Raw genomic sequence first — 21,764 nt, forward strand, 5'->3', positions numbered from 1 at the left:
AGTTAAAGCCTAACGGAAAAGAGTATTGCTTAACAGTTAAGCATGGCTTTTAATCATCATATCCCTTGCTCTCAAATGAACTAAATACGGCGCTATTGGTAGTAGGTGCGCCGTTCGACGTTGCATACATGGCATACATACAGCCTGTAAATCCGCCGGCTGTACGGGTGCTCAGGAAGGTGGCATCGAGCCCTTCTTTAAATAAGCGCCACTGGTTGCTGTTCTTTTCTGCATAATAAAATGAATAGGCATTGCCGTTGGTTTGTATTCTCAATTGCAATGGCAACTGGCTGTTCGTTTGTATTTTTTGTGAAGCCAGCAATAGTGGTTCTCCGCCGCCAGATCCCGGGCCTTTGTACAACTGGATCACCGGTTGGTTATTTTGTACCGACTGGCACAGGTAGTAATAATACTGTTCGTTCTGGAATATCAGCAAACCGGCTTTCTCCTGTTCACTGGCAGGGGTAAACGAGAGGCTGATGGCCGCAAAGCCCCGCTGGTGCGATTGCCTGAAACCGATAAAGGCCGGATTGGTTTTATCTGCGCAAGTGGCGGGTTTTAATTGCATGGTGAGCGAACCGGTTACACTGTTGATATGGTACCAGGGTTCGCGCACGGTGCGCAGGAATTGATAGCGATTGTTTAATGTGGCGGTTTTGAAATCGTCTTTAAAATGAAAATCGCTGTTGTAAGGCAGGGGCCCTTTAACATTAAATCCAGCTATGCTTACTTTGTTGGGCACTGTTTCGTTGCCGTGTAGGATCACTGGCCAGCCATCTTTCCATTCAACCGGGGCCATAAAGGTTTCGCGGCCCGTGTTGTAATAATCACCCGAATACGGGCGGCAACCCAGGAATACAGCATACCAGTTGCCATCGCTGGCATTCACCAGGTCGGCATGGCCGGTAGAGGTAACAGCGTGTTTCCGGTTCACATCTAACTGCCGTTGCGTAAGTATGGGATTGCCTTTATACGATTCATACGGGCCTTCTACTTTTTTACTTCTGAATATAACGGCCGAATGATTGAAACCGGTTCCGCCCTCGGCACAGAGCAAATAATAGTATTCTTTGGTTCTGAAAATATGCGGCCCTTCTATCCAGACTGGTTTCTGGCTAATATCGGTTCCGCCATTGACCAGTACCTTTTCTTCGCCTTTTGTTTGCAGGGTGTTCAGGTCAACCTCGTATAGCCTGATGGTGCGGTGTCCTTCGTACTGGGGTTTGTTATCGGGCGCCACGCTGTTGTACACGATGTATGCTTTTCCATTGTCATCAAAGAACATGGAAGGGTCAATGCCGTTCACGGCCGTTAAATAAACCGGGTTGCTCCAGGGGCCTTTGGGATTCCGGGTTGTTATAATGAAGTTGCCGCCTTTATCAACATTGGTGCAGGTAATGTAATAAGTGCCTTTGTAAACCCTGATGGAGGGAGCAAACAATCCGCGCGACACCCCTGCCCCATCCAGGTCGAGCTGTTCGGGCCGGTCCATCGCAAACCCTAATTGTTCCCAGTTCACCAGGTCCTTGCTGTGAAATACCGGCAGTCCGGGATAATAGGCAAAAGTGGAGTTAACGAGGTAATAATCGGTGCCGTTGCGGCAAATGGAAGGATCGGGATAGAAGCCGGCCAGCACCGGGTTACTGATCTTTGCCGTCTGTGACAGGGCGCATTGACAAAAGATCAGCAGGCAGGTAATCGTTTGATAGAATTGTTTCTTCATTTGGCGGAATCCTTAGGTACCAAAAATACAAAAGAAGCAGGAAGTAAGTAGTAATTGTTGATTTTGAGATTTTTAGATTTGGGGATTTGTCAGGAATTGAATTTCCCGATAAATCTCAGGATCTCTACATCCCGCAATCTCAAAATTCCTACTATTACTTCCTGCTCCTTAACACTTACCTCTAAAACCTAAGAAACTACGATCTAATTTGTTTTCAACTGAAGGCCTTTCAGGAATTCAGTATATGCTTATTCATGTAAAGATTACAATTCTTTTTTTCTATGACACTATGTAAATGAGCCTTCGCCAAAGCGGGCGTTGTTCTTATGTCTTTATCTGTAAGACTTTATCTGTAAGACTTTATCTGTAAGAGAGCTCATCATCTCTTCTTTTCTTTAATTGCCTGAAGCAGGCGCCTTCCGCATCGTGGTTCTCTGCGAGCATGGGTGTAAGCCGGTTCCAGGTAGTGATAATTTTATTACTGTCTCTGCGTAAACTAAATAGCACATCACCTGGTTTGAAAGCTTCAGACCCATCGAGGTACTGGTTGTACACGACATCAACTCCTGAAGAGTCGCCTGATAATGTAGTCAGCAATTTAACATAGGTTGTTAAACCGGTTATTTCAAGCGTGCCCCAGCAGGTATCGTGTTGTTGGGTAACAGATAATTCCCACTCCATGATCTTGTTAATACCGGTGGCTGTGGGTACCGGGTCTTCGTGATAGGAATAATCGCCTACCCAGTCAGCGCAATGAAAAAGTGTATTGCTCTTTGAACAGGAATACAGGATAAATATGATCAATAATACAGGTACAGCAATGAGTAGCATTCTTTTCATAGAGTTGATGCTTGTTTTATTAAGGCCTCGCTATAAGACTACGGCTGTATCAGAGGTTATTGATAAGGGGTAAATAATTTTCCGTTGATTACGGGCGGGGTTATTACAAATGCTGATTAATTGTAATAGAAGCATTGTGTTGTAAATGCGCAGCAATTTCAATATTTATCTGTTACCAACTAATGATTTTTCGTTGTTGTGGAAAAATTAAGGGACCAACAGCCTGATAGTTTCGATTTTCAGCAGCTTTCTCATGACAACAAGATCGATTATGTAGATCATAATGCGCATTCCTGTATATCATAACGGAAACGTTTCCGTAAATAAAGGGAAGTTCTTATATGAAATTCACTTAAAATTACTGTCTTGCTTATACATCTATAACGAAATTAATTGCCATGCCTAAAGCCAAACTAACGATTGCCACGTTGGTAATGTGCTGGTGTACTGTTGCCTTTGCGCAAAACAAGCAGTTCACCGGAAGGGTTACCAACCCGCAACAAGCCCCGCTGGCCGGGGTCTCCGTTCAAATTAAGAATAGTAAGACCACTACCGCTACTGCCTCTGATGGCAGCTTTACCATTTCAGCACCCGGTGATAAAGTAGTGCTGGTAATTTCTTCTGTTGGTTTTGAAAAGAAGGAAATACCAGCTACCGCCGGCGTTCCTGTAGAGATCCAGTTGAAAGAAGAAGCACAAGGCCTTTCAGATGTAGTTGTCGTTGGGTATGGCACCCAACGCAAAACTGAGTTAACAGGTTCCGTTTCATCGATCCGCAATGAAAAACTGCGCGAAATGCCGGTGGTAAGTGTTGAACAGGCCGTGAGTGGCCGCCTCGCCGGCGTGCAGGTTCAACAAACAAGCGGACAACCGGGCGCCGGTATCAGTGTTCGCGTGCGGGGTGTTTCTTCCATTGCCGGTGGTAACGAACCGTTGTATGTAATTGACGGATTACCGCAATTCAATGATGATGTGCGCGGCTCCAATGGCCTGGCTACCATCAATCCTTCTGATATTGAATCAATAGAAGTATTGAAAGATGCCTCTGCAACCGCCATATATGGATCGCGCGGCGCCAATGGTGTGGTAATGGTTACCACGCGCTCGGGCCGGGCGGGCGCGCCACGGATCATTTTTGAAAGCTCTGCCGGGATGCAAAAGCTGCGCAAAAAGCTGGAGCTGATGAATGCCGATGAATATGTGGATTTTTCAAAACGGTACTATACCAATTCGGGACAGGCATTTCCGGCCGACCTTGCCGCTTACACCCCCGGCGTAAATACCGACTGGCAGGATGAAGTGTTTCGCACTGCTTTTCTCAGCAATAACAACCTGAGCGTTTCAGGTGGCAATGATAAAACCCGGTATTATATCTCTACCGGTTTTACCAGCCAGGAAGGCATTGTACGCAACAGTGGTTATAAACGCGGCTCGCTGCGGTTGAATGTCGATAGCAAAGTGAGCGATCATTTCAGCATTCAATCGCGCATGACCGTTAGCCGCGCCAAACAAAACGGCTTCTCCCCTTCTGTTGGTGACAATACCCGCAATTTTGGTAAATCGGGTATTGGTTCTGTAATGCGTGCCATAAGTACCGTGCCGGTGAAGAACCCCGACGGAACCTATTCAGATGTAACGCCCTTCAGCTTTAACGGTATCGATGCCGAGAACCCGGTAGCGATGGCCGATGAAGTGCTTGACCAGAACACCACTACACGCATACAGGGCGGCGTTGACTTCAAGACGGTGATCATAAAAGGGCTTACCAATACCACGCGGTTGTCGGCCGATTTTTATCATATCCGCCGTGATCTGTATTTTCCGCGTATTCTGCCCCGCCTGGGTAATAACATTGGTTCGGCAGAGCTGGGCAATTATGATAAAACATCCCTGCTGGCTGAAGACTTCCTGGAATACAAATACAACCTTACGCCCAACTCTTACATAGAAGCGATCGGTGGGGTATCGTATCAGAAAGAACGGCTCAATACCATCGACCTGGCTGCTTCGGGTTTTGGCACCGATCAATTGAAGAATTATAATTTCAACTCGGCCAATTCAATAAGCAAACCAAATACTAACGTTACCGAGAATACGATCCTGAGCGCTTTTGCCCGGGTAAGGCTCAACTTAAAAGAGAAATACATGTTTGCGGCCAGCATCCGGCGCGATGGCGCTTCGGTATTTGCCGAAAACAACAAATACGGGGTGTTCCCTTCTGTGTCTGCTGCCTGGCGTGTGTCGGAAGAAGCATTCCTGCAGGACGTGAAATGGCTATCGAGCCTGAAGCTGCGCGCCAGCTGGGGACAGGCGGGTAACCCTGCCATTAAACCCTATCAATCATTATTGCTGGGGCAAACCGTGAATACAGGCCAGGGGGCTGGAACCGGTTTGTCGGTAGGGCTGGCGCCTACTTTTCCCAATCCCAATCTGAAATGGGAAACCACCACGCAAACCGATCTCGGTTTTGACGCCGCTGTGCTGAACGACAAATTGCGCGTTACGTTCGACTATTACGTAAAGAAAACAACCGACCTGCTGGCGCTGGTACAATTACCGCCCAGCGCAGGCGTGGGCGCGGGTATTGGTTCAGGCCCCGGACAGATCATTGATAACGTAGGCGAAGTGGAGAACAAAGGCTGGGAATTAACGCTGGGTACAAATATCCTGAACAACACCGACTGGACGATCGCCATCGACGTGAACCTGTCGCAGAATAAGAACAAGGTGCTCAGGACAAAAGATGGGAAAGACATTCCTACCATTGCCGGTGGAAACGATGCTTCCGGTTCCAACAGTATTATTCGCCCCGGCCAACCGCTTTCGGCCTTTTACGGCCCCAAATACCTTGGCATGGATAAAGATGGGGTTCCTTTGTATGAAAACCTGAATGGCGACAAAGACGCCACGGGCCGCGACCTCATCAATGCGCTCGACAACCAGATCATCGGCAGTCCCTACCCCGATCTGTATTATGGCATTAACCCAACCATCCGGTATAAACGATTTACGCTGTCATCGGTTTGGGCAGGTGTAAGCGGTTCAAAGATCAATAATGCTGCTTTGTTCGATCTCACGGTTCCTTCCCCGGTGGGACAGTATAACAAGCTGAAAGCTGTAAATGATTTTTATCCTACACCGAGCCTTACTGCCAGCAATTATCATTTCCGCAGCGACCGGTATATGGAGAATGGTTCCTTCTTCCGGTTACGGAACATCCGGTTTGATTATAACATCGATCTGAAAAGTAAGGTCATCAGGAACCTGAATGTGTATGTGAGTGCGCAGAATCTGCTCACTATTACTGATTATTCGGGCTACGATCCTGAAGTGAACACCTTCAATGGCAATGACCGCCGGCAGGGAGTTGACCTGGGTGCATATCCCTCTGCTAAAACTTACAATTTTGGTTTTGGTATAACTTTTTAGAATATAAATGCTTAATATATGAAACTTAAAGTTTTTTATATACTACTGGCCGTTTCCATAATGACCAGTTGTAAAAAATTACTGGATGAAGAGCCAAAGGCAACCGCCACGCTGGGCGACCTTGATCCTACTACACTCGATCAAACTGTTATTGGGGTGTATGAACCCCTCACCCGCAGCCGGGGACGTTTATGGGAATCAACTGTTGGATTGGGGCTTGAACTCATGAGCGAATATGCCGACGGCGGATCGAGCCAGTTGAACTGGAGCAATTACAACGCGCTGATGAACCTGCCCAACAACTTTGCGCAAAGCTGGACGACCCTGTATGAAGCCATTGGCCGGGCTAATTCGCTCATCAGCAATTTGAATAAGAATACCACGCTCAGCGATGCCGTAAAGAACAAAGCATATGGTGAAGCGTATTTTGTGCGCGGCTATTGCTATTATTTTGCTGTACGCGTATGGGGTAAAGTGCCATTGCGGTTACACCCTATCGTAAATGCCAGTGATGTGGGGCTTGCCCTTTCTCCAGTGAACGTCGTTTATGATTCAGTAATTAAGGATATAAAGCTGGCCGATTCACTGCTGCCGAATACGACTACAGCACCCGGCCGGGCAACAAAAGGCGCCGCCAAAACCGCGCTGGCTGATATTTACCTTACGCTGGGCCAGTACCAGAACGCCCGCGACAAAGCCAAAGAAGTGATAGATAACAAGGCTACTTATGGCTACGACCTGGAACCATCGCTTGCTACCGTTTATTCACCCACGTTAGCGACCAATAAGGAAGATGTATTCTCGTTAAAGTTCTCACAGATCGTTGATAAGGGTGCGTTCATGGCTTCTTATTGGGCCGATTCAAAAGCGAAGGCAGCGGGTTATTCGGTGAGCGGTAATAAATTCGGTGGAATTATTTCCCTGGCGCCCCTGATCAAGGGTTGGGACGATAATGACCTGCGTAAGAAATTCAGCCTGTACGACAAATATGTGATCAATGGCGTTACCACTGCAGCCGAAGTGGAGAAGGATATTTATGACCTGCGCATGGGTAAATACAAAGATCCCGATGCACCTATTGATACCGGTAATGGAAATGACTTTTATTTATTCCGTTTTGCCGATGTGTTGTTGATCTTTGCCGAAGCGGAGAATAAATTGAATGGGCCTACAACCGCTGCGTATAATGCCATTAACCAGATCCGCCGCCGTGGCTATGGTCAGCCTGTGAATACGGCCTCTGCGTACGACCTTACGGCAGGGCTAAGCCAAAGCGCTTTTGATGATTCGGTGTTCAGGGAAAGAGGCTATGAATTTATTGGTGAATCGAAGCGGTGGTTCGATATGGTGCGTACGAATCGCGTTGCACAAATGATCAATGGAGTTAATTCTGTGATCAAATTTCCGACCCGCAAACCTGTGCCTACGAAATTTGTGTTTGCGTTGCCGGATGTGGAGTTGCAGAATAATCCCTTGGCTAATTAAGTAGCTGATGAGTAAGTATGTAAAATCGTGAGTTTAGGAGACAGAAGTAAGAAGTAGGAAGTACGAAATTTAGAGATTTCGGGATTTAGAGATTTCGGGATTTAGAGATTTTGAGATTTATCGGAAAAATCAATTCAGTACAAATCCCAAAATCTCTAAATCTCAAAATCAGCAATTACCTCCTACTTCTGTCTCCTATTTCACAAAGGCATCTCGATGACAAGAATAATCGCATCATTCGACAATGCTTCCCACTCCACTTCCTCCGCTTCCCACAAGGCCAATCCATCCCGGGCATGCAACAGGCGGTATTGCACTTCAAATGCGCCTTCAATAACATACACGAACAGCCCGTTGTTGTGATCACTCAATTTATAGGTACTTTCTTCGCGGCCGGCATATTTGCCAATGCCGAATTTGTAAGATGTATTATCAATAGGAATTGGTACCAGCTGATCTTTGAAGTTTACGATATCAAAAGGAATTACCTGCGGAACGCTATCCGGTTCTACTCCCGGCTTATAAAACCAAATTTGCAAAAAGTTCACCAGCTCATTATCGTAGAGATTGCCTATATTAAAAGTCGTGTCTTTAGGTACATCGTATACCTGGCATTCATCGGCTTCAATGATCGTTGTATTGCCGTTGTTGTCGTCGTAGGTAATGGTACCAACGATGGGCACCAGTAATATCTCCGAATCTGCTTCTACGGTCATGGAAATGCTTTTACCACCTGCCAGCGTATCATCGTTCAATACATATAAAGGGCCAAAAGGCGATTTATGGTCATGCTGATAACGGCCGAAGTTGAAGGTATTATAACTTCTGAACCATTCCATTTCATTATGGCCACGTTCATCAGCCAGGAAGATCTTTCCCTTGTTCTGTTGTACCATAGGGCGCTGGGATTTTTAGTGAATAAATGCTCACAAAAGGCGGCAGGGTGAACAATTCGGTCAATAGCTCTCCATTCTCTGTATTACCGGGAACCGACAATAACAACATGTTATTGATGGTGTCGTGCCATACCAGGGGATCGGTAAAGAAATTAACAGCCACCTGGTGTTTCGATTTATCCTTAACATCGGAGTTGATGATCTCGAAACGGAAATTTTTAAAGGGCAGAAATAACCGGCCCAGGTTATTCACCAGGTCGGGTACCCTGCCCTGGAGTTGCTTCAAATACCCAATGACGGCGGCGCTTACCAGAAAATGTAATTTTTCGGCCGCCGGCACATAGGTTATGATGTCGCTGAACGAAAAGTATTTTTTATCCTGGTTGTACAACTGCACCTGCATCAGGAATTCTTTGTACGTATCTTCAAACACCAGTTTATCCCAGGGTTTCACCGAGTGCACATCTATCACCTTTCTGTAACACAATCTGATCATTCCTTTTTGCATAATCCTTGGTTTGGTTTAGGGGTAAGGTTAAAGGTAGAAAGTAGAAGGTTTGGGAACAGGTTTATTAACTTGTAATCTTTGGTTTTTCAATCAGTATTTTGTTAATAATTTTTCCGGAACGCTTTGCTATCATTCCGAGGTATACACAATTAAGAAGCTGTTACCTTAAACCTTCTACCTTCAACCCGCCCTGTTACGCACTCACATTAATAGTATGTGCAAGCGTATAGCCACCTGAAAGGTTTCCGGTACAGGTGGCTGTTTCAAGCCCTGATGAGTCATCAGTGAACACGGTGTCTGATGAATTGTACGTGTAACCGGTCATCCCTTTGGTATAACCATATGATGAACCAGTGGTATTTACAAGATATACGGCACTGCTGCTGCCTTCGGGGAAAGCGATCTGCGTAACCAATAACGAAGTGCCTGACGAATTATACACGTGTACATGAATATGGGTGGCGCGGCTTGTATACCAGCCCGGGAAAATAGAGGTAAACGTTACCAGTCCGTTTGAGTCGGTGGTTTGGCGGCCCCGTAAAAAGTGAACCGAAGTATAATCTACGGTTTGCATGCTGGTGCCACCGTATTCTGAATAATAACCATCTTTATCACAATGCCAGATGTCGACTATTGCGCCGGCGAGGGCAGCACAGCTGGCATTTTTATTCTTGATATAGATCTTGATGGTAAATGCCACGCCGGTTCTGTCGCCTACAATATTTGATTTTACTAAAGAACTGGGCGTAATAGTAGGAAATGGCCCTGCTGTTTCTGTTGGTGTGGTAGAACAGGTGGTGGAGCTGGTTCCACCTGTAGAGTCTGTACCTGAAGTTGTAGTGGTGGTATCTGTACTACCGTCTGTATTTTTTTTACAGGCATTGGCTAAAGGAGCAATAGCGGCAAGACCGAGGGCGGCTAATCCATTCTTCAAAAAAAGTTTTCTTTCCATAATAAACGATTTTGTTATGCTGCGTTGATTAATTGACTGTCTGACCGTATTCTGACGTAAAGTTTAATCGATATTCGCGCCGGAATGGCCGTTCCTCGGTGAAAAAGGAAATTGTGTCGGTGAATATGAGGTGCTGATCAGGATTGTGTGGGGATAAAAAGGCACTGAACGTTATTGCAATTGGGGGTATCTACTTAGCAGTGGGGAGCCGCCAACCCCTATCTTTGCAGCACCATGTCGCTGTTTATTGCATCACTGAACTCGGGAAGCAACGGAAACTGTTATTATGTTGGAAATGAGCAGGAAGCCATCCTGGTTGATGCCGGCATCTCGTGCCGGGAAACCGAACGGCGCATGCTCCGGCTCGGGCTGTCGATGCAAACGGTAAAAGCCATTTTTGTTTCCCACGAACATACTGACCATATCAGCGGTATTCCGGTTCTGGCCAAAAAATACCGGTTACCCGTGTACATCACCGATTCAACCCTGTACCACGGCGGTTTAACCTTACAAAAAGAGCAGGTGTTCGGGTTTAAAGCTTATGAACCGGTTCAAATCGGCAACCTCGCCATTCAGGCTTTCCCCAAAAAACATGATGCTGCCGAGCCACACAGTTTTATCGTGAACGGCAATAATGTGAACATCGGCATCTTCACCGATATTGGCGCTGCCTGTGATCATTTGCTGCTGCATTTCAAACATTGCCATGCTGCTTTCCTGGAAGCCAATTATGATGAGGAGATGCTGGAAAAAGGCAGCTATCCACGGCACTTGAAGAACCGTATTCGCGGCGGGCAGGGGCATCTCAGTAATAAACAAGCGCTGGAAGTATTTACCCGGAACAAACCGGCGTACATGAGCCACCTGTTCCTCAGCCACCTGTCGCGGGATAATAACTCGCCTCAACTGGTACAACAACTATTCAACGAACATGCAGGCGATACCCAGATCATAATAGCCTCGCGCTTTGAAGAAACCGCTGTTTACCAGGTGAAGCCAGCAAGTGATGCCGCCTCCATTCCCCTCCCGCAAAAAGCGGATGCGCCGGTAAATTTTAAACCGGTATACACACAACTGCGTTTATGGTAACCGGGTAGTTTACTTTATCACCTGTTTGCGGTATTGGAAATTTGAAAAAGGGTATAGTAGCTGAATAAGATATACTTACAAACTGAGAATTGTTGATTGTCGGCATTGAATTGCTTACACTTGATAAAATTATATATACCACTAAAAGAGTATTGTGCAGGAATAGCGTGTTGGTATTTTTGCAACATCCAATCTATAGTTAACGACAGATGATCCTCCAAAATTCATCTCCTGGAAGACCCTCCCTAAAAACCCCTTGCTGCAAACGTTCGGCAGGCTTTGCACAAATAGATCCGTAAGTAGCTGGAATTTCCTGGTAGCATTATACTGGCCCGGGCCTGTTGGCCGCCAGCATTGTATTGTATTTATTCAATTTAAATGTAACACCCATGAAAGGATCATTTACACAATTGATTCTACTGCTATTTTTATGCCCTTACATTACCCGGTCACAAAGTATTACACCCAATGTTTTAAATGTGACCGGTGGTTCTGCAGTCAACATAGCAACACCAACACAACCATTGCCGAGTGAGAAACCGGTTGCAACGCCATCGCCCGTTAAACCAGCAGCGGCGGTGTTGCCGAAGCAGGAATAAATAAAGAATTAAAGAGCTTAGGTTTAGGGGGAAAAGTGAAGAGTCCCGGCGAGAAAGCCGGGGCTCTGTTTTTTTATAACAGAATTTTTGTGCTGAATTAAGTTAAGAGGGGCTTTTTTGTTTTTATATTGTACCGAAACAGGTTAATTGTTAATGGATTTATAAAACAAAATTCGATGACCGCGCTCCATTTTCATTTCTCTGACAATCCTTAGTTTTGCGGCAGTAATTCCATGAAAAAGTTCCTGATTACCATATTAGCCCTCGTTTATTTGACCAGCACGTTTGGTGCAACGTTGCGGCTGGATTGTTGTCTGCAGAACCTGGTTCATGTTGGTTTGGGAACGTTGGGTCAGGAGCACCAGTGGCTTAATGAGGCTAAAGACAACTGCAAAGATGAGCACAACCAGGTGAAGCTGGTTCATGAACAAAAACACTCCGACAGCAAAATCCGGATTTCCAAATACGTTCCACCTTCGCTCAATACGGCTTATCCTGATTATTCATTTCACTCAACAGCTACTTTAACTGCTGCCAACCAGGTTAACAACGCGCTGTCAAAACAGGCGCTCATTCCCCTTTTCATTCTCAATTGCGTTCACCGGATTTAGCCGGTCCTTCTCTCTTGTATTTTCACATTAGGCAATTATTGCCTTACTATTTACGTATGCGATAACCATTGTGCCTGTCCTCGCATTTTCAATTGGAATAACATTAAATTATAGGATCATGAGAAGGATCATTATAGCATTATCATTTGTTGTTGTAGCCGTAGCAGCTGTGAATGCCCAGAGTGGCGTGTACCGTACGTTGGAAGATTTTGAGAACAACAGGCTCAGCTATGCCACGAATGATGGAATGAACGAAAATAAAATACGATTCAATGAGTTTTTAAGCAAGCCCTATATTGTTGTAAAGCAAAATGGCGAAAAGATCCATGTATTCAAGGATGAGATCTATGCTTATAAGAACAAAGGTAATATCGTTCGTACGTGGAACTTCACGCAGTACTGTTTTTTGGAGAAAGGACCCATCTGGATCTATTATAAAGATGTGTATGCCTCACAACCCAAGGGTATGCAGCGGGTTCGGAAATATTTCTATTCTACTTATGGCAAAGGCGAGATACTGCCATTGACATTACATAACCTGAAGAAATCATTTCCGGTTAATGACCTGTTACATATTTATCTCGATGCGCAGTTCCGTAATGATGCCGACCTGGCACGTTATGACAATTATGCCAATAAGTTTAAAGTGAATCATCTTTTGGAGAAGGCCGGTATGGGGTTGTCTAAAAGATAACGATCGTGTTTTTAGGGGCTACCATAAAGCCTTCCCATTAAGCCGGGAGGGCTTTTTCGTTGGAGGAAGATTTGTCTTCAGTTGGTTTATTTTAATGCAGCAAGATGCTGTGTTGGAATTCTTGCACTTTGCATTATTATCTAACAGTAAGAATTGATCGAAATACTTTGTTATCTATTGATGTTTTTATTATATTTGTTTACCCATACGCACTGATACAACATTCTACACACAACCCGAGGTTTTTTTCCAAGTGTAAATAGATGTGATAACATTTGATCAATAGTAAGGCTTTACTATTGACGCTTCTATTTTACGCATTTGGTTTAATTCTTTAAAACTGTGTAGAATGAAATATGAAATGTACTCGGATTACAATTTTACAGAGGATTATAGTGTGTTTAATTTCATGAGTATCGGCAAAAATGGAGCTATTCCTAAAAGAATTACTTTTACGGCCACTGAGCTTGAGAATGTCTTTAACCTGGCTTTTGGAGATGTTGATGAAAATGGTGAGTTAGATGATTGCAATATTAGTGACAATGGCGATAGAAATAAAATTTTAGCAACAGTATTTACTGTAGTAGATATCTACACTAAAAAATATCCCAAACGATGGATACTTTTTAGTGGAAGCACCAGAGAAAGAACCCGATTATACAGGATGGCTGTTGGGTTAAATCTGGAAGAACTATCTCTAATTTTTGAGATTTATGCATTTGTTGAACAGGAGCTTATTTTGTTTGCTAAAAACATGGAAATCAATTCGTTTGTAATTAAAAGAAAAAACCCTTAACTTTATAGATATGAAAAAGGTATATAAAGTCAAAAGCGACTTATTTAATAAAGTATGTACCCTTACACATGACCCGGAGCTTGATAAGTTACAGGGTAAAATATGGGCGCCTAAAAAACTTGAAGAGGCAAACAAATTACTTCGAAATCTTAAAACGCCTTTGCCAAAGTAAGTTTGTACAATATAATTTACCTATATCATTTAAGCCACTTATACAAAAGTGGCTTTTTTAATTTTTGCTGATCGTATTTCTTCACTTGTTTTATTTCTGTTGGTTTGAGCTGCTGATTGCCCGCTTGCACCTAACTACCAGTTATCGATTTATGCAAGCTCCGGATAATGTTTAAATATTAATGCCTTTTCCTAGAAAAAGTAAACGGAAGATGGGAAATCAAAAAATCGATGCGGATTTGGGTGTCTTAGCCTATCTATAAGCTGCCGTCAATATCTTTTATTATCAGATTTTGCAGACACTTTTTGCAAAATTCGAATTGGTTGAAAATCAAATAAATATAATTTGCGGACGGTGTCCGCAAAAAGTCGGGATAGGCAAGGTAAAAGTCTTTACATAGGTATAAATGTCCTTCCCTGATAGAGCTTAAGGCTACATTCTTAAGCGTGCCGGAAATCTCTTTAAATAACTGTTGTCATCCGAAATGATCCGGAACACTTTTGCAAAACAAAAACGGCCGAAGAAACCTTCATTTCTTCGGCCGTTATAACATTTCAACTTATAAACATACCAACGTTTCTCCCGCTCGCCAGAAGGGGTCAACCCCTTTCTTCTTTCTTCATTTCGGATAATTCGGGTCTGCCTTTACTTCCATGATCTGTTGCGTATGCCGGTTACTGTGGGCGGCAATGAACAAGATCATCTGGTAGCTGTCTATTGTTCCAAAGGGAAAGGCAACTGTGTGGTTGCGCAGATCCGATTCTGTGGATTTTACATATTCTATCAGTTTTTCCCGGTCCTTTGTAAATGACGCCAGTGCCTCTTCCGTATTTTTCAGGGGAATGTTTTCCGGCTTCAGCTTCTCCATAGTCTTTACTTTGGTGCTTCGGTCTTCGATCCGCTGTATCAACTGTTCATCGGTGAGCTTGATCTCACTGCGCTTGTCGGGCGTGGCGGCGCCTTTCATTACACTGTCCATCATTTGCCATAACATTTCTTCACTCTTGGCAATATGCTTTACGCATTCTTCAATACTCCACCTGTCGGGGCCGGGTTTGAATTTCAACTGGGCCTCTGTTAGCCCTTTTACCTGATCCTTTACGCCTTGCTCTGTATCCTTTAACAGCTTGAGGGCATCTTTCCTTTCTTTTTTTGAAATAGGATCAACAACAAGAAATGAAAGCATCAGTATAGCTGATGCCATAAAAATCAGTTTTTTCATTTGCAATCGCTTTTTGGGTGAACAATACCGGGTACTGTTTTTATAGAGCGGGACTTATGAGGTGGTTGCTAAATTAAGATATTTTTTAATAAGTGTAGTGTGACGGGGATCACGAAACCCTCCGTAGGGCCTTATCCTAAATTAACAATCTTCTATCGGCTATTAGCTAATCGTAATAAACGAAAATCAATAATTGTCAATAAATATAGCAGCAGCCATCAGGCACACAATTTCCAGTATACACATTTTTCCATGTGCTAATTATTTATATTTGTATACACCCAGCCATATGAACTACAAAGTATTTGACGATGCGATACTTTTAAAACTGCTTAAAGCCGGTGATGGCGCCGCTTTGGAAGAGATCTATGCCCGCTATAGTGAAATGGTCTTCCTCGCTGCCCTAAAGAAAGTGCGATCAAAAGCTATTGCAGAAGAACTGGTGCAGAACCTCTTCATCAGCTTATGGGTAAAACGGGAAACCGCCCAGATACAAAATTTGCCTTCTTACCTGCAATCAGCCATTCGCTACCAGGTTATCGATTATATACGCTCACAACTTATTCGGGAGAAGTATTACCAGAGTGCCAAAGAACAGATGGTGGTACAGGAGAATCCATCCGAATCAAGGTTATTGTTGCATGAGCTGTCTATTGCCATTGATAACACCATTAAAAAGCTGCCGCAGAAAACGCAGGAGATCTTTCGCCTGAGCCGGTATGAAAAACGTTCTACCAAAGAGATCGCCCAGCATATGAACCTGTCTGAAAAAGCCGTGGAATACCATGTTACCCAATCGCTTAAATTTATGCGGCTGCATCTTAAAGACTTCATCATTGTAGAACTTCTTCTGCACACCCTTTGAGTGCTTTCATCACCTCATAAACCCCCAGCTATGAAAGTCAAACTATCATTAACCGCAGCCTGGTTAATAATAATACCTGCCATATGCATGACCAGTTGTTCCAGTAACAACGCAGGTATCCCCTATCCAGACCCCGCGCCGGATTCAATACCCAGGGTTTTTCTGCCCGGCATTGTTTCAAAGGATGGGCTCGATTTTAACGCTTCTTTTTCTGCAGACGGGAAAACCTTTTATTTCTCGCGCTCCTGCAATCGGAAATATGTTATTTATGAAACTGTTTATAAAGATAATAAATGGCAGCCGGAGACTGTCAGCTCCCTGTTCGATTCCTCGTATTCCAATACCGATCCTTTTGTAGCGCCCGATAACGCCCTCTATTTTATCTCGAACCGGCCAAAAGACAAAAGCGACACTACCGGCGATTATGATATTTACCGGATGGCAAAACAGGGGAACGCTTATAGTGCACCCGAATACCTGGCTGGCGTAAACAGCGACAGTACCGAATATTACGTATCTGTTGCCCGTTCGGGTAATATCTACTTTGCTTCTTACCACGATGGCAATCTGGACCTGTTCATGAGCAAAAAGACCGCAACCGGTTATGAAGAACCGGCTAACCTCGGTGGGTTGATCAATTCGGTTTTTGATGAACATGACCCCATGATAGCGCCGGATGAATCTTTCCTGGTGTTTACCTCAACCCGGAGCGACGGTTTTGGCGAAGCCGACCTGTATATTACGCATAAAACGAACAGCCAGTGGGGAAATCCCACGAACCTGGGCGTTGGCATCAATACGAAAACCTACGAATACTGTCCCTACCTAACGCCCGATGGCAAATACTTCTTTTATAGTAGTGAAAATGAGGTAAAATGGGTCAGCAGCAATGTTTTAAAGTAATTAGAAGGTGCTGGTTCTTCTTTTCTAATTTCTCCTTCCTCATTTTTTAATTTTTTCATTTCCCTTTTAGGGTACTCCCTTTCACAACCGACTTATAAATAACTCTGTTCATTGCAGAGACAAACAAAACCTACATGAATCGAAAGGCCTTTTATCATTTGCTGAAACGGTATGTAGAGAACGATTGTACTGAGGAAGAAAGAAAACTGGTTGAACAATGGTATGAATTATTGGGCGATGAGGAAGGCGTTGACCCTACCCTGCCACCCGGGGAAATAAAGGAAACCCTTAGCCGGCTGTGGCCCAAAATTCAACGGCATACGCTGTCGGCTGAAAACAGGGAGCCCGTATCGCCGCCACCAAAAAAGATCATCCCGGTATGGTTACGCTGGGCAAGTGCCGCAGTGGTTACCGGTATCATTATAACGGTAGCCCTGCTGTACCGGGTGTCTGATAAAAAAAGCGACAATGTATATCACCATGGGTCATTGGCCGGTTTGCACCAGGTAAAAAATGATAAAGGTGTCAATGACACAGTTCATTTGCCCGATGGCTCCCTGGTGATTCTTGAACCTGCAGCTATTGTTCATTATGGCGACAATTTCAGTGGCCCTAAACGTGAGGTATATTTAGAAGGGAATGCATTTTTTAAAGTGACCCGTAACCCCCACGCCCCCTTCTATGTATACAGTAAAAATATTGTGACACAGGTGCTGGGCACCAGTTTTTTTGTAAAGACCAATGCGCTTACGAAGAACGTGGAGGTATCAGTACAAACAGGAAAAGTGGCGGTTTATGAAGCCGGCCGTGAAACAGTTCAGGAGCGGCATAATGAAGAATCGAGCGGGGTGATATTGAAACCAAACCAGAAAGTGATCTACAATGCAAATGACCATCATTTCAGGACCACCCTGGTTGAAATTCCGCTGCCGGTGATTGCCGGCAAGAACGCCGAAGAAAGAATTACGGAATTGAATTTTATTTTTGATGAAGCGCCTATGACACAGGTGCTGGCCTACCTTGAGCAGGCATACCATATTGAAATGGTGATTGAAAATGAAAGCCTTTCGAAATGCCTTTTTTCAGGTGATATCAAGGGGAAGAACCTGTACGACCAGTTGGAGATCATTTGCGAATCGATACAGGCCACCTATGAGATCCGCGGTACGCGTATTCTCATCAAAGGCTCCGGTTGCGAATAAATTAATGCACGAGAACATCCTATAATTATAAAACACCCAAAACGATTGGCGCATGAGAATTAAACTATTCATCACTTAGTCCCGCATCCGGGAACAAATTACCCGACATATTATTTTATTGAATGATCCTACGGATCAAATGAATTTCCGGTGAGATCGGGGAAACAGCAGCTCATTCTTTTTTCAGTTTGCCGTTTCGCGTTTCACGACATGGATTCCCTATTGACCACAACAATCTATTTATGAAACAAAAACGATTGGTTGCAACGACCGCTATTGCCATTCGGATAGGATTTTTGCAAACAGCATTGCTCGTCCTTTTCTTTAACACCTACGCCTATTATAATAGTGCTGATGCGCAGGGCATCCTCGAGAAAACAGTCTCGGTATCCGTTGAAAAAGGACAATTAAAAGATGTGTTCAACCTGTTAAAAAATCAAACGGGCGCGCGCTTTGTCTACAGCTCAAAGACCATTGAAGCAGGCCGCAAAGTATCTATTAAGGCCATGCAAAAAAAGCTGAGCGAAGTGCTGGAAGAACTGCTTTCGCCTTTTGGTATCACCTTTAAATTAGTAAAGGACCGCATTATTTTATATAAAGTATCACCGACCACCCTGGCCGATCCGCCAGGCATCAATGAATTATCGGTAAATATTGACGGCGGCATTTTACAGGAAGTAAAAGGGCAGGTCACTGATGACAAAGGCAATGCCCTGCCGGGTGTAAGCGTAATTGTGAAAGGAACAAATACTGGCACCAATACCGATATAAATGGAAATTTTACTGTCAATGTGCCGGAAGGTAAAAGCATTCTGGTCGTTTCTTCTGTGGGGTTTACCACCCAGGAAATAAATATTGCCGGAAAAACCTCCGTCACCATCGCGATGGTTGCCGGTAATACCGGTCAATTGGGTGAGATAGTTGTGGTTGGTTATGGCACCCAAAAGAAAGTTACAGTAACAGGAGCTGTTGCCCAGGTAAAGGGAACTGATCTGGCCAAATCGCCTTCTGTGAATTTATCAAACGCATTGGCAGGCCGGTTACCGGGTGTTACCGCAATTCAATCGACCGGGGAGCCGGGTTATGATGGTTCTACCATCCGCATCCGTGGTTCCAATACGCCCAACAACAGTGGCGCATTGATCGTTATTGACGGGGTGCCCGACCGCGCTGGAGGGCTCGAGCGTCTGAACCCGGCCGATATCGAAAGCATGTCGGTATTGAAAGATGCAGCCGCTGCCATTTATGGTTCGCGCGCTGCAAATGGCGTTATTCTTATTACCACCAAACGCGGCAAAACCGGCAAGCCGCAATTGTCGTATGATTTCAACCAGGGTTGGGCGCAACCTACGCGTATACCCAAAATGAGCGATGCCGTGGAGTACGCCAATATCATCAATGAGTTGGCCATCTTCGATCTGCCTGCCAATCAATGGGCAGCTGCTTCGGCTGCGTTCAAACAAAATGGAACGTATACCCGTACCGATAACGGCAGGCCGGTACCTGCCCCCTACTCGCCTTCAGACATCACCAAATTCCAGGATGGTTCCGATCCCTGGGGCCATCCGAATACCGACTGGTTCGCTACCACCTTGAAAAGATGGTCGCCCCAGTCGAGCCATAACGTGCAATTATCGGGCGGTTCCGAAAATGTAAAATACCTCGCCTCGATGGGTTATAAAAACCAGGATGGTTATTATAAGAATTCGGCCACAGGGTACAAGCAATATGATATGCGCCTGAACCTCGACGCCAAAGTGAACAAATATATAAGCACAAACATCGGGTTAACGGCGCGGGAAGAATACCGTTTCTTCCCTACTGTAGGTGCACAGCCTATATTCCGCATGCTGATGCGGGGTAAGCCTACCGAGCAGGAAGTGTGGCCCAATGGATTGCCGGGGCCCGATATCGAGAACGGCCAAAATCCCATTGTGATCACCACCAACCAAACGGGTTACGATAAAGACCGGCGCGATTATTTTCAAACCAATGGCCGCATCGATCTGCAGGTGCCGTATGTAGATGGTTTGAAGATCTCGGGTTTCGCTTCAGTTGATAAATATTTCCGCCGTGGTAAACGCTGGGAAACACCCTGGTATCTTTACTTCTGGGATAAAGCAAGCTATGAAGCCGATGGCGTTACGCCCAAACTTACCAAATCGGTTCGTTCTACCTTCACCGATCCCCGCCTGACCGAATCGCAGGAAAACCAGCTGAACATCAACCTGTCGGGTTTTATCAATTATGATAAAACATTCGGTCCGCATACAGTTAACCTGCTGGCGGCCGTAACCCGCGAAACGATCAATAACGAGAGTTTCAATGCCTTCCGCCGCAATTATATTTCTTCGGCCATCGACCAGATGTTTGCAGGCGGCGATCCGCAGAAAGACAATAATGGCAGCGCTTACAACCGGGCGCGCTTAAGCTATTTCGGCCGCGTGAACTACAACTATAAAGAAAAATACATGGCGGAATTCCTATGGCGGTACGACGGTTCTTACATCTTCCCCGAAAACGATCGCTTCGGGTTCTTTCCCGGTATTTTGCTGGGCTGGCGTTTGTCTGAAGAGAAATTCTTCAAGAATGTAAGCTTCATCGACAACCTGAAATTGCGCGCTTCGTGGGGACAAATGGGGAACGATAATATCATCTTCAATAATGAATTACAGGAATACCGGTACTTGTCGACCTATGGTTTTAACACCTACATCGTTGGCGGTAATGTCGTAAAAACGCTTACCGAAACCGGCGTGCCCAACCCGGGTTATACCTGGGAAAGGGCCAACAACTCCAACATTGGCCTTGAAGGCGCTGCACTGAACAACCGGCTCACGTTTGAGTTCGATGTATTCAATAATATCCGCACCAAGATCCTGATGCAGAACTCGGCGGTAGTGCCTGCTACGGCCGGTTTTAACCTGCCCCCTGAAAACCTTGGCAAGGTGAAGAATAAAGGGTTTGAATTTACCGTTGGGTACAACGATAATTTTGGCAAGCTGCGGTTCGGCATTAGTGTGAATGGTGGCTATGCCAAGAATGAAGTGATCAACCTGCCAGAATCACCCGGACTGAAACCATATCAATTATCAAAAGGCCATACATTCGGCACCAATGGCGCCGCCTTCCTGGTGTATGAATACGACGGCGTATTCAAAGATCAGGACGATATCAACAAGAATACGATCGACTACAGCGCGGCCACCGGCAAACTGTTACCCGGCGATATGAAGATAAAAGATGTTGACGGCAATGGAAAGATAGATGCCGATGACCGCATTCGCCTCGATAAGAACCGCGATCCCCTGTTCACCGGTGGTGTGAATCTTAACCTGGCGTACGGGAATTTTGATTGTTCTATCCTGTTCCAGGGCGCCATGGGTGGTTTGCTCTTTATTGGCACCGAATCGGGCACCATTGGTAACTTTCTGCAATACTCCTACGATCATCGCTGGACGGTGGAAAACCCCAGCAGCACCGATCCGCGGCTGGCAAACCGGGGCAATACTTATTATGCCGGCGGCGCCTTTGGCACCAATACCTATTGGTTGCGCAAAAGCAATTATCTGCGGTTGAAGAATATTGAGTTTGGTTATAATCTGCCTTCAAAGATCGGCCAGAAGGCGGGTATCAGTAATCTGCGCTTATATGCAAATGGCATCAACCTGATCACGTTCGATAAAATGAAGATCTGGGACCCTGAATCAACCAGCGGCAGCGGCCAGTACTACCCGCAATCAAGAATTTTGAATGTGGGCGCGAGATTAACATTCTAA

General features: G+C 45.0%; 18 protein-coding genes. 12 read left to right on the forward strand and 6 right to left on the reverse strand.

The window, feature by feature from the left end; genetic code table 11:
- Positions 1–49: 49 nt before the first annotated feature.
- Positions 50–1,723 (reverse strand): glycoside hydrolase family 43 protein, encoded by a 1,674-nt coding sequence (locus A3860_RS35230; protein WP_081155294.1) that lies wholly within the window; start codon positions 1,721–1,723, stop codon positions 50–52.
- A gap of 360 nt (positions 1,724–2,083) precedes the next feature.
- Complete coding sequence (locus A3860_RS35235; RefSeq protein WP_081155295.1) at positions 2,084–2,563, reverse strand: DUF5991 domain-containing protein; 480 nt, start codon at positions 2,561–2,563, stop codon at positions 2,084–2,086.
- Between the two features lie 398 nt (positions 2,564–2,961).
- Between A3860_RS35235 and A3860_RS35240 the strand changes: the two genes are divergently transcribed.
- Both A3860_RS35240 and A3860_RS35245 read left to right on the forward strand, forming a co-directional pair.
- Positions 2,962–5,991 (forward strand): SusC/RagA family TonB-linked outer membrane protein, encoded by a 3,030-nt coding sequence (locus A3860_RS35240; RefSeq protein WP_081155296.1) that lies wholly within the window; start codon positions 2,962–2,964, stop codon positions 5,989–5,991.
- An 18-nt stretch (positions 5,992–6,009) separates the two neighbouring features.
- Entirely contained in the window at positions 6,010–7,476 is a 1,467-nt protein-coding gene (locus tag A3860_RS35245; RefSeq protein WP_081155297.1) for a RagB/SusD family nutrient uptake outer membrane protein, read from the forward strand.
- Between the two features lie 200 nt (positions 7,477–7,676).
- Here A3860_RS35245 and A3860_RS35250 read toward each other — a convergent pair whose 3' ends face one another.
- The 3 genes from A3860_RS35250 to A3860_RS35260 all read right to left on the reverse strand — a co-directional run bounded on the left by A3860_RS35250 (position 7,677) and on the right by A3860_RS35260 (position 9,832).
- A complete protein-coding gene (locus A3860_RS35250; protein WP_081155298.1) occupies positions 7,677–8,372 on the reverse strand; it encodes a pirin family protein in 696 nt (231 codons plus the stop codon).
- Entirely contained in the window at positions 8,335–8,880 is a 546-nt protein-coding gene (locus tag A3860_RS35255; protein WP_081155299.1) for a hypothetical protein, read from the reverse strand. Before A3860_RS35255 ends, A3860_RS35250 begins: the two co-directional genes overlap by 38 nt.
- A gap of 193 nt (positions 8,881–9,073) precedes the next feature.
- Positions 9,074–9,832, reverse strand: coding sequence for a dioxygenase family protein (locus A3860_RS35260; protein ID WP_081155300.1), 759 nt, complete (start codon positions 9,830–9,832; stop codon positions 9,074–9,076).
- 234 nt (positions 9,833–10,066) lie between these two features.
- Here A3860_RS35260 and A3860_RS35265 point away from each other — a divergent pair, with 234 nt between their 5' ends.
- The 6 genes from A3860_RS35265 to A3860_RS41385 all read left to right on the forward strand — a co-directional run bounded on the left by A3860_RS35265 (position 10,067) and on the right by A3860_RS41385 (position 13,793).
- Positions 10,067–10,921 (forward strand): MBL fold metallo-hydrolase, encoded by an 855-nt coding sequence (locus A3860_RS35265; protein ID WP_081155301.1) that lies wholly within the window; start codon positions 10,067–10,069, stop codon positions 10,919–10,921.
- A gap of 389 nt (positions 10,922–11,310) precedes the next feature.
- Positions 11,311–11,520: a hypothetical protein gene (locus A3860_RS40810; protein WP_143774424.1), complete on the forward strand. Its 210-nt coding sequence runs from the start codon at positions 11,311–11,313 to the stop codon at positions 11,518–11,520.
- A 233-nt stretch (positions 11,521–11,753) separates the two neighbouring features.
- A complete protein-coding gene (locus A3860_RS35270; RefSeq protein WP_081155302.1) occupies positions 11,754–12,131 on the forward strand; it encodes a hypothetical protein in 378 nt (125 codons plus the stop codon).
- A 118-nt stretch (positions 12,132–12,249) separates the two neighbouring features.
- The gene (locus A3860_RS35275; protein ID WP_081155303.1) at positions 12,250–12,825 is read left to right on the forward strand and encodes a hypothetical protein; all 576 of its coding nucleotides are present in this window, start codon (positions 12,250–12,252) and stop codon (positions 12,823–12,825) included.
- A gap of 349 nt (positions 12,826–13,174) precedes the next feature.
- Positions 13,175–13,621 (forward strand): DUF6934 family protein, encoded by a 447-nt coding sequence (locus tag A3860_RS35280; RefSeq protein ID WP_216823583.1) that lies wholly within the window; start codon positions 13,175–13,177, stop codon positions 13,619–13,621.
- Between the two features lie 10 nt (positions 13,622–13,631).
- On the forward strand, positions 13,632–13,793 hold the full coding sequence (locus tag A3860_RS41385) for a hypothetical protein (protein ID WP_158085459.1): 162 nt from the start codon (positions 13,632–13,634) through the stop codon (positions 13,791–13,793).
- A 619-nt stretch (positions 13,794–14,412) separates the two neighbouring features.
- Here the strand turns inward: A3860_RS41385 and A3860_RS35285 are convergent.
- The gene (locus A3860_RS35285; RefSeq protein ID WP_158085460.1) at positions 14,413–14,997 is read right to left on the reverse strand and encodes a DinB family protein; all 585 of its coding nucleotides are present in this window, start codon (positions 14,995–14,997) and stop codon (positions 14,413–14,415) included.
- 307 nt (positions 14,998–15,304) lie between these two features.
- Here A3860_RS35285 and A3860_RS35290 point away from each other — a divergent pair, with 307 nt between their 5' ends.
- From A3860_RS35290 to A3860_RS35305, 4 genes are all read left to right on the forward strand, one after another.
- Positions 15,305–15,880, forward strand: coding sequence for a sigma-70 family RNA polymerase sigma factor (locus A3860_RS35290; RefSeq protein WP_143774425.1), 576 nt, complete (start codon positions 15,305–15,307; stop codon positions 15,878–15,880).
- Between the two features lie 30 nt (positions 15,881–15,910).
- Positions 15,911–16,783 (forward strand): TolB-like translocation protein, encoded by an 873-nt coding sequence (locus A3860_RS35295; protein ID WP_081155306.1) that lies wholly within the window; start codon positions 15,911–15,913, stop codon positions 16,781–16,783.
- Between the two features lie 134 nt (positions 16,784–16,917).
- Positions 16,918–17,985, forward strand: a complete 1,068-nt coding sequence (locus A3860_RS35300; protein ID WP_081155307.1) for a FecR family protein — start codon at positions 16,918–16,920, stop codon at positions 17,983–17,985.
- 242 nt (positions 17,986–18,227) lie between these two features.
- Positions 18,228–21,764 carry a TonB-dependent receptor gene (locus tag A3860_RS35305; protein ID WP_081155308.1) on the forward strand — a complete coding sequence of 1,179 codons (3,537 nt, stop codon included), beginning with the start codon at positions 18,228–18,230 and terminating at the stop codon, positions 21,762–21,764.

The organism is Niastella vici (genome assembly GCF_002077945.1).
GTDB classification, from domain to species: Bacteria; Bacteroidota; Bacteroidia; order Chitinophagales; family Chitinophagaceae; genus Niastella; species Niastella vici.